The organism is Streptomyces calidiresistens, from assembly GCF_014141525.1.
In the GTDB taxonomy this organism is placed as follows: Bacteria; Actinomycetota; Actinomycetes; order Streptomycetales; family Streptomycetaceae; genus Streptomyces; species Streptomyces calidiresistens.
Genome location: NZ_VKHS01000055.1, coordinates 1 through 13,537, shown reverse-complemented (window position 1 = coordinate 13,537; position 13,537 = coordinate 1). Strand labels below are relative to the sequence as shown.

Genomic DNA, 13,537 nt, shown 5'->3' with positions numbered 1-13,537 from the left:
GATCCGCGCCACCGGGGGACGGCTCAGGGATCCAGCCGCGCCGCCACCGGCCGGTGGTCGCTCCCGGTGCCCGGCAGGGACCAGGAGGAGACCGGCTCCAGTTCCCGCACCAGGATGTGGTCGATCCTGGTCACCGGGAACTCGGCGGGGAAGGTGAAGCCGAAGCCGGCGCCCGCCGCGCCCTGTGTGGACCGCAGCTGCGAGGTCAGCGGGGCCAGCGCCCGGTCGTTCACGGTGCCGTTCAGGTCACCCAGCAACATCACCCGTTCGTTCGGGTCCTCCGCTATGGCCCGGGCCAGTCGGTCGGCGGAGTCGTCGCGCTGCCCGGCGGTGAACCCGGCGCGGAACTGCACCCGCACCGAGGGCAGGTGTGCCACGTAGACCGCCATGTCGCCGAACTCCGGAACGGTGGCGGTGGTGCGCAGGGCCCGGGTCCACCCCAGGCCGAGGTCCACCGGCTCGGTGTCCGCCAGCGGGTATCGGCTCCAGAGGCCGACCGTGCCCTCCACGGCCGCGTAGGGGTACTCCTCGCCGAGAGTGGCAGCGTACAGGGCCAACTCCCCGCGGGGCATCTCCTGGAGGGCGATCAGATCGGCGTCGCTCTCCATCAGTTGGCGGGCGGTGGCGGTCGGATCGGGGTTCTCCGCGTCCACGTTGTGACTGACCACCGTGAGCGCGCCGCCCTCACCGGTCTTGTCGACCAGGAGACCGGCGAACAGGTTCATCCACACCAGGGCCGAGACGGTCACCGCCACCACGGCCGTGATCGACCGGCTGAGCAGCGCACCCACCAGGAGCAGCGGCACCAACAGCCCGAACCACGGCAGGAAGGTCTGCACCAGACTGCCGAGGTTGCCGATGGCGTTGGGGATGCGCGAGTGCAGCAGCATCATCGCGGAGAGCGCGAGAGCCGCGACGATGACGAACTTGCCGCGCCGCCAGCGCTCCGCCTTGTCCCGCCAACTGCGGCGACGGGGCGGCGCGCCGTCGACCGGGGCCGTGCCGGGCGGCTCCTCGGCCGCCGTGGCGGTGGGGGACCGCCGGACCTCTCCCTCCGGGACGGACGGGTTGTCGCTGTCTGCCATCTGTCACCCTCACTGACCGTGCCGCTGTGCCGTGAGGTGGACCGTATGTCCTCGACCCACCTCCGGGGGAGGTGGGTGCCGGAAAAGCCGCCTCGCCCCGGTCCGCCCGTCCCCCGTCGACCGGGGCGGGACCGTGGTCCACCTGCCCCGGGGCGGACGCTACCAACCCCGGTCGGGCCACCGTCGGCGCGGTCCGCTCCCCCGCGCGGAACGGGTCCCCGGCCCCCGGTGCCGGGGAGGCCCCGGGCGGTCCCCGGGGTTCCGGTCGGGCACCCGGACGCCGCTCCCGCCGGGCCGGTTCCCCGACCGTCGTCCCGGGGTCGGGGGTGCCGCGGGGTCCGGGATCGCGTTTCCCGGGGTTTTCCGGGAGTTCCGGGGTTTTCCGGGTCCGAACGGGGATGCGACCATGGAGGGGATCCGGGGACGCCGTGACGGCGCCTCGAGACGACGAAACGGAGTACTGCGATGACGCGGACGCACACCCCTGCCCACTCCACCCCCGGCGGGGACGACACCTCCCGAACCGGTCTGTACGGCGGCACCACCAACCGCCGCGTGACCGTGCGGGACATCGCCGCCGCCAAGCGGCGCGGCGAGAAGTGGCCCATGCTCACCGCCTACGACGCGATGACCGCCTCGGTCTTCGACGAGGCCGGCATCCCGGTGCTGCTGGTCGGCGACTCCATGGGCAACTGTCACCTGGGGTACGACAGCACGGTCCCGGTCACCATGGAGCAGGTCCTGATGCTGTCGGCCGCCGTGGTGCGCGGCACCCGGCGGGCCCTGGTCGTGGGCGACCTGCCCTTCGGCAGCTACCAGGAGGGGTCGGTCCAGGCCCTGCGCAACGCGACCCGGCTGATGAAGGAGGCCGGCGTCGGGGCGGTCAAGCTCGAGGGCGGGGAACGCTCCGCCGAGCAGATCGACCTGTTGGTGCGCTCGGGGATCCCGGTCATGGCCCACGTGGGCCTCACCCCGCAGTCGGTGAACGCCTACGGCGGGCACCCCGTGCAGGGGCGCGGCGAGGAGGCCGCCCAGCAACTGCTGCGGGACGCCAAGGCGGTGCAGGACGCCGGCGCCTTCGCGGTGGTGCTGGAGCTGGTGACCGCCGACCTGGCGGCCGAGGTCACCCGCAGCCTGCACATCCCCACGGTGGGCATCGGGGCGGGAGCCGAGTGCGACGCCCAGGTGCTGGTGTGGACCGACATGGCGGGGATGACGGACTGGTCCGGGGGTCGCCGGCCGCGCTTCGTCAAGGAGTACGCCCGGGTGCGGGAGGTGCTGGCGGGCGCGGCCCGCGGCTTCGCCGAGGACGTGGTGGGCGGGACCTACCCGGCCCCCGAGCACTCCTTCCGCTGACCGTCCCGCCCGGGCCGCCGGGCGAAGGACCGGGCGCCGCCCGTCCCCTCGGGGGCGGGCGGCGCCCGGGCGGCTCCGGGACGACCGGGTCAGGGCCCGCCGCGCTCGCGGCGGGCCCGCCGGTGGTAGTACCAGGCCAGGTTGGAGGCCAACCCCGCCAACAGGATCCAGATGATGCCCAGCCAACTCCCCCGGCTGAAGGCGACCACCGCCGCCACCAGGGCGGCCACGCAGACGATGAGGGCCTGCACGGAGAAGCGACGGGCCGAGGTGGGGGGCAGGGGCTGCGACATGGAGGCGCTTCCGGACATCGGGGACGGCTGACCCCCTCATTCTCCCCCGGGGCGCCCGATCCGGCGGGCCGGGGGCGGTCCCCCCGGGGCCCGCCGGGTCCCCGGAGCCCTCAGACGTCGGTCAGGCGGACGCCGGCGTGGGCCCGGTAGCGCCGGTTGACCGAGATGAGGTTGGCCACCAGTGCCTCGACCTGGTGGGCGTTGCGCAACCGCCCGGCGAAGACACCCCGCATGCCCGGGATCCGCGAGGCCAGCGCCTGCACGATCTCGCAGTCGGCCCGCGCCTCGCCCAGCACCATCACGTCGATCGGGATCTCCGCCACCCCGGGGTCGCACAGCAGGACCGCCGAGAGGTGGTGGAAGGCGGCGGTGACCCGGGAGTCCGGCAGCAGCGCGGCGGCCTGCTCGGCGGCGCTGCCCTCCTCCGGACGCAGCGGGTACGCGCCCTTCTTGTCGAAGCCGAGCGGGTTGACGCAGTCCACGACGAGCTTGCCGGTCAGCTCCTCCCGCAGGGCGGTGAGCGTGGCGGCGTGCCCGCCCCACGGGACGGCGACGATCACGACATCGGAACGGCGGGCGCACCCGGCGTTGTCGTCACCCTCCACGCCGGTGCCGGCGAGGAGCTCGTCGGCGGCGACCTCGCGGGCCCGCTCCGCCGAGCGGGAGCCGATGATCACGCGGTGGCCGGCCCGGGAGAAGCGGTAGGCCAGACCCCGGCCCTGGTCACCGGTGCCGCCGAGCACCCCGATGGTGAGGTCGGAGACATCGGGCAGGTCCCATGGGTCCCTGGCCGTCTTCCCGGTGGCCGGACCCGGGGCGGCGTCGTTGGGGGCGTCGTTGGCAGTCATGATCGCATCCTGTCAAAGGACGACGCGCGGGGCCGTGAGCCGGGCCACCCCGGGCCCTTGCGATCCTCCGCGCACCTCCGGGGCCCGCGGATCGCGCCGGGGTCAGCGCCCGGTCGCACCGGGGTCCGGGGAGCCGCCCGCCGGTCCGTTGTCGGGATGGTCGGGGTTGTCGTTCCAGCGGGGGTCGGTGCGCCACTCCTCGTCCCGGTCCCGGGCCGTGCGCAGGGCCCGCTCGGCGCCGGCCCGGTCGGGATACGGGCCCAGCCGGTCCTTCGCCGGGCAGTCCGGCCCCTCCTCCACCCTGCCGTGGCGCAGGCAGTAGTACCACTCCCCCGGCTTGCCGGAGGTGTCGCGGCGGAAGATCGAGAAGAGGCCCATGCGGTCATTCTGCCCCCGGGTGGGCGGAACGACGCCGCTTACACTCGGTGGCATGTCTGCGCAGTCGCTCCTCGTTCCCGGCACCCTCTCCCCGCACCGTTCGGTACCCGCCGCGATCCCGCGGCCGGAGTACGTCGGCAAGCCCGCACCGACCCCGTACTCGGGGCCCGAGGTGCAGGACGAGGAGACCATCGAGCGGATGCGGGTCGCGGGTCGGCTCGCCGCCCGGGCACTGGCGGAGACCGCCTCGCACATCGCGCCCGGCGTGACCACCGACCGGTTGGACGCGGTGGCCCACGAGTTCCTGTGCGACCACGGCGCCTACCCCTCCACGCTGGGGTACCGGAACTTCCCCAAGTCGCTGTGCACCTCGCTGAACGAGGTCATCTGCCACGGCATCCCGGACTCCACGGTGATGCGCGAGGGCGACATCGTGAACCTGGACATCACCGCCTACGTCGGCGGCGTGCACGGAGACAACAACGCCACCTATTTCGTGGGCGGCGAGGAGGCGGTGGACGAGGAGTCGCGCCTGCTGGTGGAGCGCACCCGCGAGTCGCTGAACCGGGCGATCAAGGCGGTGCGGCCGGGTCGGCGGATCAATGTCATCGGTCGGGTGATCGAGTCCTACGCCAAGCGTTTCGGCTACGGCGTGGTGCGGGACTTCACCGGTCACGGCATCTCGACCTCGTTCCACTCCGGTCTGATCATCCCGCACTACGACGACCCGAACGCCGACACCGTGATGCGGGCGGGGATGACCTTCACCATCGAGCCGATGCTGACGCTGGGCACCCACGAGTGGGAGATGTGGGACGACGGCTGGACGGTGGTCACCCGGGACCGGAAGCGGAGCGCGCAGTTCGAGCACACCCTGCTGGTGACCGACGAGGGAGCGGAGATCCTCACCCTCCCCTGAGCGCCCCCGCGCCCTCCCGGTGGCCCGTCCCGGTGACCGGGCCCCGCGCGACGCCCCGCACGACCCCCGCCACGCAATCTTCCCGACAGCACGTCGGGAACTTGACTTAGGTAAGCCTAAGTAGCGAGGATGGGGGTCCACGAGGCGTGCCCGCCGCGCCTCCCGCCCCATCCGGAGGCCCCTGTGACCGCTGTGTCCGCCGTGACTGACGCCGTCCCCTTCTCCACCCTGATACGCGACGCCTCGCACGAGCAGCACACCGAGGCGGAGAACTCCACCTTCATGGGGGACATGCTGGGCGGCCGGCTGGGCGTGGACGCCTACACCCGCTACACCGAGCAGTTGTGGTTCGTCTACGAGGCACTGGAGCGGCACACCGGGCGCCTGGCGGCCGACCCGGTCGCCGGTCCCTTCATCCGCCCCGAACTGTCCCGCCGGGAGTCCCTGGGCCGGGACCTGGACCACCTGCACGGCGGTTCGGGGTGGCGCGAGGGGCTCCGGCCGCTGCCGGCCACGGCGGCCTACGCGGCGCGGATCGACGAGGTGGCCCGGGAGTGGCCGGGCGGCTACGTCGCCCACCACTACACCCGCTACCTGGGTGACCTGTCGGGTGGTCAGATCATCCGGGGCACGGCGGAGAAGACCTGGGGCTTCGCCCGCAAGGGCGACGGCGTGCGGTTCTACGTCTTCGAGGGGATCGGCAACCCGGCCGCCTTCAAGCGGGAGTACCGGGCGAGCCTGGACGCGGTGCCGGTGGACGACGCCGAGAAGCTGCGGATCGTCGAGGAGTGCAAGCGGGCGTTCTCCCTGAACACCGCCGTCTTCCGGGAGTTGGGCACGGCGTTCGCCCGCTGAGCCCCCGGTGACAACCCGCCGGCCCCCGCGACACGGTGTCGCGGGGGCCGGCGGCGCGTGCCGGGAGGCACCACCGGCGGAGGGACGCGAAACGCCCCGGCGCCGTCCGGCCGGGAAACAACGGCTCAACCGTTACCCGGGCCCCGATGGGATGTCACCGTCCCAGCGGGTGGTCGCGTACATCTTGAACGCGGCCCGGGTCGCCGGTCCGGCGATGCCGTCGATACGGCCGTCACAGCCGTACGACCGGAGAAGGCGCTGAAGCGCGGAGATCGTGCCGCCACCGACAACCCCGTCGATCGCCCCCGTGTAGCCGAAGTTCCCGAGGCTGCGCTGCATCGCCTTCCAGCTGTTGGTCCCCGACTGCCCGTCGATTGACCCGGTGGAGTCGTGGAAGTAGAAGGTACGCAGGTACGACTGGAGCTTCCTCGCCTCGTCGGTGGTCGGGCCGAGGTTGACCACCGCGACCGGGACGACGGAGTCGGCGGGCCGTGCGGTCGGCCGCGGAGGCGCGACAGCCGATCCGGCGGTCGGAGTGACCGCGGTCCTCGTCGGGGTGCGCATGCGTGGTCCCCCATCCATCGGGTGGAACCGACCACGGCGGCCGGCTCGACCACGAGACCGCCGACGGGGACGCGGGGCGTCCCGCGGGACACCTCCCCGCGCCGGGGGGACCGGGGAACGGTGGTGCGTCGCCGGCATGACGGGGGTACGGCGGGCCCCGGTCCGGTGGGCACGCGATCGGGCGCTCTCGGCCCCCGGCCCCCGTTCGGATACGGGAGGAGGCCCGCGGACGGCGGGAGCGCACGACGAGGGGCGGTGTCCGCCCGGCCTGTCGGAGCCGGGCGGACACCGCCCCTCCGGTCGTACGGTCGCGCACGGGGCCCGGGGCCCCGGTGGTCAGAGCGCCGGCCCGGCGGCGGTCACCCCCGCGCCGGAGGCGGCGACCGAGCGCCGGCGCACGGCCCACAGCGCCACCGCGCCACCGGCCGCGAGGGTCACCGCGCCGCCGACCAGCGCCGAGGTGGGCAGGTTGCTGCCGGTGGAGGCCAGGGCCCCGCCGCCGAGCGCGCCGCCCACGGCGCCGCCGGTGAGGCCACCGGTACCGGCGCCGCCCACGGCCCCGCCGGTGCCGGCCCCGCCGGTGTTGCCCGTGCCGCCGGAGGAGGAGCCGGGGTCCGGCAGGTCGACGCCCTCGGCCAGGGCGAGGGCGACGCTGACCGGGTCGAGGTCGTCACCCGCCGCGTAGAAGCCACCGAAGGCCTCCGCGCCGTCGGCGGTCAGGACGGCCGGCAGGTCCTCCAGCACCACGAGGTCGTCCTCGACAGTGAGGGCGGAGGCGGGGACGGTCAGGTTCGCCACGGTGACGCCGGTGGCCTCGGTGACCTCACCGGTCGCCCGGTCCTTGGAGGAGATGTCGGCGATCAGCTCGCCGGAGGTGCCGTTGAGCTCGACGGCGAGCGAGGAGAACTTCAGCTCCAGCTCGTACTCGCCGTCGGCCTTCTCGTGGCCGAGGAAGGTGACGGTGCCCCGGAAACCGGCCGAGACGGTCTCCTCCTCCGCGTCCAGGTCACCGCTGCCGTCGGGGAAGCGGTAGCTGCCCGCGCCGTTCCCGGTGGCGCCGTCGGACAGTTCGACCCGGCCGGAGGCTATCGGGCCGGTGACGTAGGAGCGGAAGGACTGCTTGACGCCCCAGTCCAGGACGCCGTCCTCGATGGTGCCGGAGGGGACCCCGTCGCCACCGCCGGAGCCGTCGGTGCCGCCGTCGTCCCCGGCGCCGTTGTTCGAACCGTCACCGGAGCCCTCCGAACCCCCGTCGTTACCACCGGGGTCGCCCGAACCGCCGTTGCCGTTGCCGCCGGACCCGTCGGACCCGCCGTCGTCACCGGACCCACCGTTGTCGCCCGAGCCGTTCGAGCCCCCGTTGCCCGTGTCACCGGGCCCGTCCGAGCCGCCGTTGCCGGTGTCGCCCGGCCCCTCGGACCCGCCGTTGTCACCCGAACCGTCCGAGCCGCCGTTGTCGCCGGACCCGCCGTTGCCGGAACCACCGTTGCCGGACCCGCCGTTGCCTCCACCGGAGGATGCGGTGGAGATGGTCAGCGTGACCGGGTCGAGCGCGTCCCCGGCGGCGTAGAAGGGGTTGCCGTTGTAGGCGAAGACGGCCGCGCCCTCCTCGGTCAGGGTGGCGGGGATGTCGCCGAAGACCATCGCGCCGTTCTGCGAACCACGGGTGGCACCGGCGATGTCCAGTTCGGCGATCGGCACGTCCTGCGAGGTCTCGCCGTTGGCGGTCACGTCGGCGAGGATGCTGCCGCTCACCCGGTCGGAGACGAACCGCAGGTCGGAGAACTCCAGGTCCAGGTCGCCGTGGTGACCGGTGAAGTGGACGCTGCCGTTGAAGCCGGCGTCCACACCGTGGGTGGCCATGGTGTAGGTGCCGGCGCCGTCCACGAAGCGGAAGGTGCCGTCGGCGTTGCGCCCGGCGCCGTCCCCGACCGTGATCGAGCCGCCGACGAAGGGCAGGCCGAGGTAGTTGCGGAAGGACTGCTTGATCCCCCAGTCGAGGGTGCCGTTCTCCAGCCCGATGAAGGTGGGCCGGCCGTTGCCGTCGTCGGCGGCGGCCACGGGAACGGTGAGGGCGGTCGCCGAGAGGACGGTGGCGGTGGCGGCGGCCAGGAGCAGCGCGCCCCGGCGGGCGGTGCGGACCGGGTGGGCGGTCATGGTCGGGTGTTCTCCTTGGGTACCGGAAGGGATCGGTCGCAGTGTGGGGGTGGGGTTCCGTCCGGGGTCACCGGGCGGGGGCGTCCGGCACGGGGTCACCGGCCGGGCTCCCCGGGTCCTTGCGCGGGGTCGCGGGGTCGGGGGTGTCGTCGCCCTCGGCGGCGGCACCGGCCCCGTCGGTCCCGGTGGGGTCGGACCCCTCGTGGTCCCCGTCGGTCGCGGGGTCGGTGGGTTCCGCCGAGCGGCGCCGGCGGCGCCACAGCGGGATACCGGCCGCGAGGAGCGACAGCAGGAGCGCCGCCCCGACGAGGAGGGGGATGGTCGGGAGGCCGGAGTCCGTGTCGCTCGCGGCGGGTTCGGGCTCCGGGACGGCCGCCGGTTCCGGCTCGGCGGCCGGTTCCCCGGCGGGCGGCTCGCTCCCGAGGTCCGGCAGGGCGGGGAGTTCGGCCTCCTCGGAGAGGGCGAGGGCGACCGTGATCGGGTCCATCTCCGTCCCCGGGGCGTAGAGGCCGCCGAAGATCTCCGCGCCCTCCCCGGTGAGGACGGTGGGAACCTCGGAGAGGAGCACCAGGTCGTCCTCGGCGGTGAGTTCGGACGCCTCGAAGGTGACGACGGGCAGGGTGCGGGGCTCCCCGTCGGCGACGGTGACCTCGGCGCTCAGGGTGCCGGTCCCGTCGGCGATCTCCACGACCGGCTCCGCCAGGCGCAGGTCCAGGTCGGTGCCGGTGAAGTGCAGGGTCCCGGTGAATCCGGCGCGGGCGGTGCCCGCCTCGGCGTCGAGTTCGCCCCGGCCGTCGGGGAAGCGGAAGAGCGCGCCGCCGTCGAGGGCTCCGTCCCCCGTGCTCCAGGCCCCCTCGGCGATGGGTCCGGTGACGAACTCCCGGAAGGTGCGCCGCACCCCCCAGTCCACGATCGCGTCGTGGAGTTCGGTGCCGGTGCCCTCCTCCGTCTCCTCCTCCGCGTCGGCCTCCCGCCCGGAGGCGTCCTCCTCCCGCGCGCCCTCCGGTTCCGGCTCCTGCGCCGGCGGGGCCGGATCGGGGTCGGCGGCGGGGACGACGCCGTCGGCGGTCAGGCTGACGGGGTCGAGCGGGTCACCGGCGACGTAGTAGCCGGCGAAGGCCGCGGCGCCCTCGGCGGTGAGGGTCGCGGGAACGTCGGTGAGGACGACCCGCGAGCCGCCGCGCAGGTCCACCCCGCCCGGGGCGAGGGAGGCCAGCGCGACCTGTGAACTCTGCGTGACCCGACCGGTGTCGCGGTCGCGGCTGCGCACGTCGGCGTAGAGGGTGCCGGAGCCGCCGACCAGTGAGACGGAGGGGTTGGCGATGGTCAGGTCGAGCCGGTGTTCCCCGTTGTCGTCCCGGTGACCGACGAAGTGGACGCCGCCGGTGTAGCGGGCGCGGACCGCTCCGCTGTCGGGGTCGTAGGTGCCCTGTGCCGAGTGGAACCGGAACCGGTCGGAACCGATCGTTCCGGCCCCACCGGACAGGCTCCAACTCCCCTGTGCCACCGGGCCGGTGACGTAGGTGAGGAAGGAGGAGCGGATGCCCCAGTCCAGGCGCCCGCCGGAGAGGGTGAGTTCGGCGGCGTGGGCGGTTCGGGCGGGAAGCAGCGCCGGCGGCAGTGCGACGACCACCATCAGGAGCGCGAGGACCGCCACGGGGAACGCGGCGCCCGACATCGGTGCCGGGCGGGCGGATCTGGGCAACACGGGACATACCTCCGGGAAACCGAGCCGCCGAAATCCGGCCGACCAAGGTTAGGCTAACCTAAGCCACGAGCACGGTTGTGCGAAACCCCGGTACGGAAGGCGGAAGCCCAGGTGTGGACACGGTCAGGACTGCTGGCGAAACTCGGCGCCCCGATCGCCGTTCTCCTCGGTGCGGCTCTGCTCGCGGGGTGCGGCACCACCGACACCTCCGCCCCGGGGGCCGGTGACACCGCGGGGGGACCGGCCCCCGCCGGGGCGACCGCGGACCGGGTGGAACCCTTGGAGGGCCCGGCCCCCGCACCGGAATTGCCGGTCACCGTCACCTCCGCCGACGGTGCCGAGGTCACCGTGACCGCCGCCGATCGGATCGTTCCGCTCAGCGGATCCCTGGCCGAGATCGTGTGGACCCTGGGACTGGGTGACCACGTGGTGGCCCGGGACGTCTCCGCCACCTTCGAACAGGCCGCCGATCTCCCGCTGGTGACCCGGGGCCACGAGGTGTCCGCCGAGAGCGTGTTGTCCCTGCACCCGGACGTGGTGCTGGTCGAGGACACCACCGGCCCCGAGGAGGCGATCGACCGCATCCGCGCGGCCGGCGTCCCGCTGCTGGTCTTCGAGACCGCCGACGAACTCCCCGATGTGACCTCCCGGATCGGGGCGGTCGCCGAGGCCCTGGGTGTTCCGGAGGCCGGGGAGGCCCTGATCGAGCGGACCACCGGCCGGATCGATGCCGTGCGCGCCGGGCTGCCCGACGTGCCGGAGTCCGACCGGCCCCGGGTGGCCTTCCTCTACCTGCGCGGCTCCGCCTCGGTGTACCTCATCGGGGGCGCGGGGTCCGGCGCCGGCTCGTTGATCGAGGCCGCCGGTGCCGTGGACGCGGGCGCGGAGGCGGGCCTGGAGAAGGACTTCACCCCCATCACCAGCGAGGCCCTGGCCGCCGCAGCCCCGGACGTGATCCTGGTGATGACCAAGGGACTCACCTCGGTGGGCGGGGTGGACGGCCTGTTGGAGATCCCCGGCATCGCCGAGACTCCCGCCGGGATGAACCGCCGGGTCGCGAACATCGACGACGGCGTGCTGCTGAACTACGGACCGCGCACCGACGAGGTGCTGGCGAGCCTGGCCGAGCAGATCCACGGCGCCCCGAAGGAGGGGGCGTGACGACCGCGCGGGGAGTCGCCGCCGGCTCCCCCGTCCCCCTTCCCGTTCCCCTTCCCGTCCCGATCGTCGAAGCGGGACGCGACGCCCTGTCGGTGGCGGACGACGGGAACGCGGCGCCCCGGACGCCGGGGTCGACGAAGCCCGCCGGCGGGAGGCGTCCGCGCGGCACGACGGTCCTGCTGACCCTGGGCCTGACGGCCGGGGTGCTGCTGCTCTCCCTGCTCTCCGCCGGCATCGGCGCGTACCACATCCCGGTCGGTGACATCCTCTCCTCCACCGCGCACCGTCTCGGCGTGGGCGGCGCGCCCCTGGAGCAGGTGCCGGAGAGCGTGCTGTGGAACATCCGGCTGCCCCGGATCGTGCTGGCCCTGCTGGTCGGCGCCTCCCTGGGATGTGCCGGAGCGCTGATGCAGGGCGTGTTCGGCAACCCGCTGGCGGAGCCGGGGGTCATCGGCATCTCCTCCGGCGCGGCCGTGGGGGCGGTGGCCTCGATCGCCTTCGGCCTGACCGTGCTGGGGAGTTGGACGGTCACGGTGGGGGCGTTCGTCGCGGGCCTGGTGACGGTGCTGCTGGTGTACGTCCTCTCCCGGTCGGCCGGCCGCACCGAGGTGGTGACCCTCATCCTCACCGGCATCGCGGTCAACGCCTTCGCCGGCGCCCTCATCGGCCTGGGCATCTTCTTCGCCGACAACGCCCAGATCTCCGAGATCACCTTCTGGCAGCTCGGCTCCCTGGCACAGGCCACCTGGCCCAAGGTGCTCGCGGTCCTGCCGTGCGCCGCCCTCGGCCTGCTGGTCGCGCCGGCGTACGCCCGGCGATTGGACCTGCTCTCGCTCGGCGAGCGGCCGGCCCGTCACCTGGGCGTGGACGTGGAGCGGATGCGGATCGCGCTGATCGTGGTGGTGGCTCTGCTGACGGCGGCGGCGGTCGCGGTCGCGGGCATCATCACCTTCGTCGGGCTGGTGGTGCCGCACCTGCTGCGGATGGCCGCCGGGCCGGGTCACCGCTTCCTGATTCCCGGCAGCGCGCTGGCCGGCGCCCTGGTGCTGCTCGCCGCCGACCTGGCGGCCCGTACGGTCGCCGCGCCGGCGGAGATGCCGCTGGGCGTGCTGACGGCGCTGATCGGCAGTCCCTTCTTCTTCTGGCTGCTGCGCCGGACCCGACGTCGACAGGGGGGATGGGCGTGAGTCCCGCATCGTGGGAGCGCCGCCGGGACGCGGTGCGCGAGGCACTGCTGCCGGCCGCCGTGGAACCGCCCGCGCCGCCGTCCCCGGGCGATGTCCTCGCCGAGGCGCGGTCGGCGGGGGTGCGGCGCGGCGACCGGGCGGTGCTGGTGGACGCCTCGCTGCGGGTCGTCGCGGGGGAGGTGGTGGTGCTCGTCGGCCCCAACGGCGCCGGGAAATCCACCCTGTTGTCCGTTCTGGCCGCCGACACCCCAGCCGACACCGGGCAGGTGCTCCTGGGCGGTCGTCCGGCGGCCGGGTGGCGTGCCCGGGAGTTGGCGCTGCGGCGTTCGGTGCTCCCCCAATCGGCGACGCTCTCCTTCCCGTTCACCGTGGCCGAGGTGGTGCGGATGGGGCGCGCACCGTGGGCGGGGACCCCGGCCGGGGACCGGGACGACGCGGTGGTCGCGGCGGCCATGGCCGCCACCGAGGTGTCCGCCTTCGCCGGACGGTCCTTCGCCGAGCTGTCCGGGGGCGAGCGGGCCCGCGTGGCCCTGGCGCGGGTGCTGGCGCAGCGCGCCCCGCTGATGCTGCTGGACGAGCCGACCGCCGCGCTGGACCTTCGCCACCAGGAGTTGGTGCTGCGGCTGTGCCGGCAGCGGGCGGCGGCCGGTGAGGCGGTGGTGGTCGTCCTGCACGACCTCGCCCTGGCGGCGGCGTACGCGGACCGGGTGGTGGTGCTGCACGAGGGACGGATCGTCGCCGACGGGCCTCCCGGGGAGGTGTTGACGGGGAAGCTGATCGGCGAGGTCTACCGGCAACCGGTGGACGTGCTGCGCCATCCGGACACCGGGGCCCCGCTCGTCGTGCCGGTGCGCGCCGCGCGGTGAGCGGCTGCCGGGCGGCACCCCGGGGTGGGGGAGGAACGCGCCGGCCCGACCGAACGCGCGGTGGCGTTCGCGGCGCGGCCCGCCGGCACCCCCGGGAAGCCGACGGGAGCCGCCGAGGGGCGTGATCCGGGTCACTCCCCGCCGTACGGGGGTCGATCCC

Annotated in this window: 13 protein-coding genes; 6 read left to right on the top strand and 7 right to left on the bottom strand. The window is 74.3% G+C overall.

Annotated features, from left to right (window positions below; all coding sequences use genetic code 11):
* Positions 1-23 precede the first annotated feature (23 nt).
* Positions 24-1,085, bottom strand: a complete 1,062-nt coding sequence (locus tag FOE67_RS04665) for an endonuclease/exonuclease/phosphatase family protein (RefSeq protein ID WP_182660703.1) — start codon at positions 1,083-1,085, stop codon at positions 24-26.
* Between the two features lie 465 nt (positions 1,086-1,550).
* Here FOE67_RS04665 and panB point away from each other — a divergent pair, with 465 nt between their 5' ends.
* Positions 1,551-2,441, top strand: coding sequence for a 3-methyl-2-oxobutanoate hydroxymethyltransferase (gene panB, locus FOE67_RS04660; protein WP_182660701.1), 891 nt, complete (start codon positions 1,551-1,553; stop codon positions 2,439-2,441).
* Between the two features lie 89 nt (positions 2,442-2,530).
* On the opposite strand, the gene FOE67_RS04655 is transcribed toward panB, so the two are convergent.
* From FOE67_RS04655 to FOE67_RS04645, 3 genes are all read right to left on the bottom strand, one after another.
* Complete coding sequence (locus FOE67_RS04655; RefSeq protein WP_182660699.1) at positions 2,531-2,734, bottom strand: hypothetical protein; 204 nt, start codon at positions 2,732-2,734, stop codon at positions 2,531-2,533.
* A 110-nt stretch (positions 2,735-2,844) separates the two neighbouring features.
* Positions 2,845-3,582, bottom strand: coding sequence for an NADPH-dependent F420 reductase (npdG, locus tag FOE67_RS04650; RefSeq protein ID WP_182660697.1), 738 nt, complete (start codon positions 3,580-3,582; stop codon positions 2,845-2,847).
* Positions 3,583-3,684: 102 nt separating this feature from the next.
* Entirely contained in the window at positions 3,685-3,960 is a 276-nt protein-coding gene (locus FOE67_RS04645) for a hypothetical protein (RefSeq protein WP_182660695.1), read from the bottom strand.
* A 52-nt stretch (positions 3,961-4,012) separates the two neighbouring features.
* On the opposite strand from FOE67_RS04645, the gene map reads away from it, so the two are divergent.
* Both map and FOE67_RS04635 read left to right on the top strand, forming a co-directional pair.
* Positions 4,013-4,879: a type I methionyl aminopeptidase gene (gene map, locus FOE67_RS04640; protein ID WP_182660693.1), complete on the top strand. Its 867-nt coding sequence runs from the start codon at positions 4,013-4,015 to the stop codon at positions 4,877-4,879.
* Between the two features lie 201 nt (positions 4,880-5,080).
* Positions 5,081-5,734, top strand: a complete 654-nt coding sequence (locus tag FOE67_RS04635) for a biliverdin-producing heme oxygenase (RefSeq protein WP_323384216.1) — start codon at positions 5,081-5,083, stop codon at positions 5,732-5,734.
* Positions 5,735-5,866: 132 nt separating this feature from the next.
* Here the strand turns inward: FOE67_RS04635 and FOE67_RS04630 are convergent, their stop codons facing one another.
* From FOE67_RS04630 to FOE67_RS04620, 3 genes are all read right to left on the bottom strand, one after another.
* Entirely contained in the window at positions 5,867-6,298 is a 432-nt protein-coding gene (locus tag FOE67_RS04630) for a peptidoglycan-binding domain-containing protein (RefSeq protein ID WP_228473543.1), read from the bottom strand.
* A gap of 336 nt (positions 6,299-6,634) precedes the next feature.
* Positions 6,635-8,455 (bottom strand): HtaA domain-containing protein, encoded by a 1,821-nt coding sequence (locus tag FOE67_RS04625; RefSeq protein ID WP_182660687.1) that lies wholly within the window; start codon positions 8,453-8,455, stop codon positions 6,635-6,637.
* Between the two features lie 67 nt (positions 8,456-8,522).
* Positions 8,523-10,133 carry an HtaA domain-containing protein gene (locus tag FOE67_RS04620; protein ID WP_182660708.1) on the bottom strand — a complete coding sequence of 537 codons (1,611 nt, stop codon included), beginning with the start codon at positions 10,131-10,133 and terminating at the stop codon, positions 8,523-8,525.
* Positions 10,134-10,292: 159 nt separating this feature from the next.
* On the opposite strand from FOE67_RS04620, the gene FOE67_RS04615 reads away from it, so the two are divergent.
* The 3 genes from FOE67_RS04615 to FOE67_RS04605 all read left to right on the top strand — a co-directional run bounded on the left by FOE67_RS04615 (position 10,293) and on the right by FOE67_RS04605 (position 13,377).
* On the top strand, positions 10,293-11,324 hold the full coding sequence (locus FOE67_RS04615) for a heme/hemin ABC transporter substrate-binding protein (protein WP_194443945.1): 1,032 nt from the start codon (positions 10,293-10,295) through the stop codon (positions 11,322-11,324).
* A gap of 62 nt (positions 11,325-11,386) precedes the next feature.
* Positions 11,387-12,511, top strand: coding sequence for a FecCD family ABC transporter permease (locus FOE67_RS04610; RefSeq protein WP_438874183.1), 1,125 nt, complete (start codon positions 11,387-11,389; stop codon positions 12,509-12,511).
* Positions 12,502-13,377, top strand: a complete 876-nt coding sequence (locus tag FOE67_RS04605; protein ID WP_182660683.1) for a heme ABC transporter ATP-binding protein — start codon at positions 12,502-12,504, stop codon at positions 13,375-13,377. The genes FOE67_RS04610 and FOE67_RS04605 overlap by 10 nt, the downstream gene beginning before the upstream one ends.
* The last annotated feature ends 160 nt before the right edge of the window (positions 13,378-13,537 follow it).

What these genes read in the sequence shown, in the direction of transcription:
- FOE67_RS04665 (WP_182660703.1), bottom strand. Translation starts at nt 1,085, where the DNA reads ATGGCAGACAGCGACAACCCGTCCGTCCCGGAGGGAGAGGTCCGGCGG.
- panB (WP_182660701.1), top strand. Translation starts at nt 1,551, where the DNA reads ATGACGCGGACGCACACCCCTGCCCACTCCACCCCCGGCGGGGACGAC.
- FOE67_RS04655 (WP_182660699.1), bottom strand. Translation starts at nt 2,734, where the DNA reads ATGTCGCAGCCCCTGCCCCCCACCTCGGCCCGTCGCTTCTCCGTGCAG.
- npdG (WP_182660697.1), bottom strand. Translation starts at nt 3,582, where the DNA reads ATGACTGCCAACGACGCCCCCAACGACGCCGCCCCGGGTCCGGCCACC.
- FOE67_RS04645 (WP_182660695.1), bottom strand. Translation starts at nt 3,960, where the DNA reads ATGGGCCTCTTCTCGATCTTCCGCCGCGACACCTCCGGCAAGCCGGGG.
- map (WP_182660693.1), top strand. Translation starts at nt 4,013, where the DNA reads ATGTCTGCGCAGTCGCTCCTCGTTCCCGGCACCCTCTCCCCGCACCGT.
- FOE67_RS04630 (WP_228473543.1), bottom strand. Translation starts at nt 6,298, where the DNA reads ATGCGCACCCCGACGAGGACCGCGGTCACTCCGACCGCCGGATCGGCT.
- FOE67_RS04625 (WP_182660687.1), bottom strand. Translation starts at nt 8,455, where the DNA reads ATGACCGCCCACCCGGTCCGCACCGCCCGCCGGGGCGCGCTGCTCCTG.
- FOE67_RS04620 (WP_182660708.1), bottom strand. Translation starts at nt 10,133, where the DNA reads ATGTCGGGCGCCGCGTTCCCCGTGGCGGTCCTCGCGCTCCTGATGGTG.
- FOE67_RS04605 (WP_182660683.1), top strand. Translation starts at nt 12,502, where the DNA reads ATGGGCGTGAGTCCCGCATCGTGGGAGCGCCGCCGGGACGCGGTGCGC.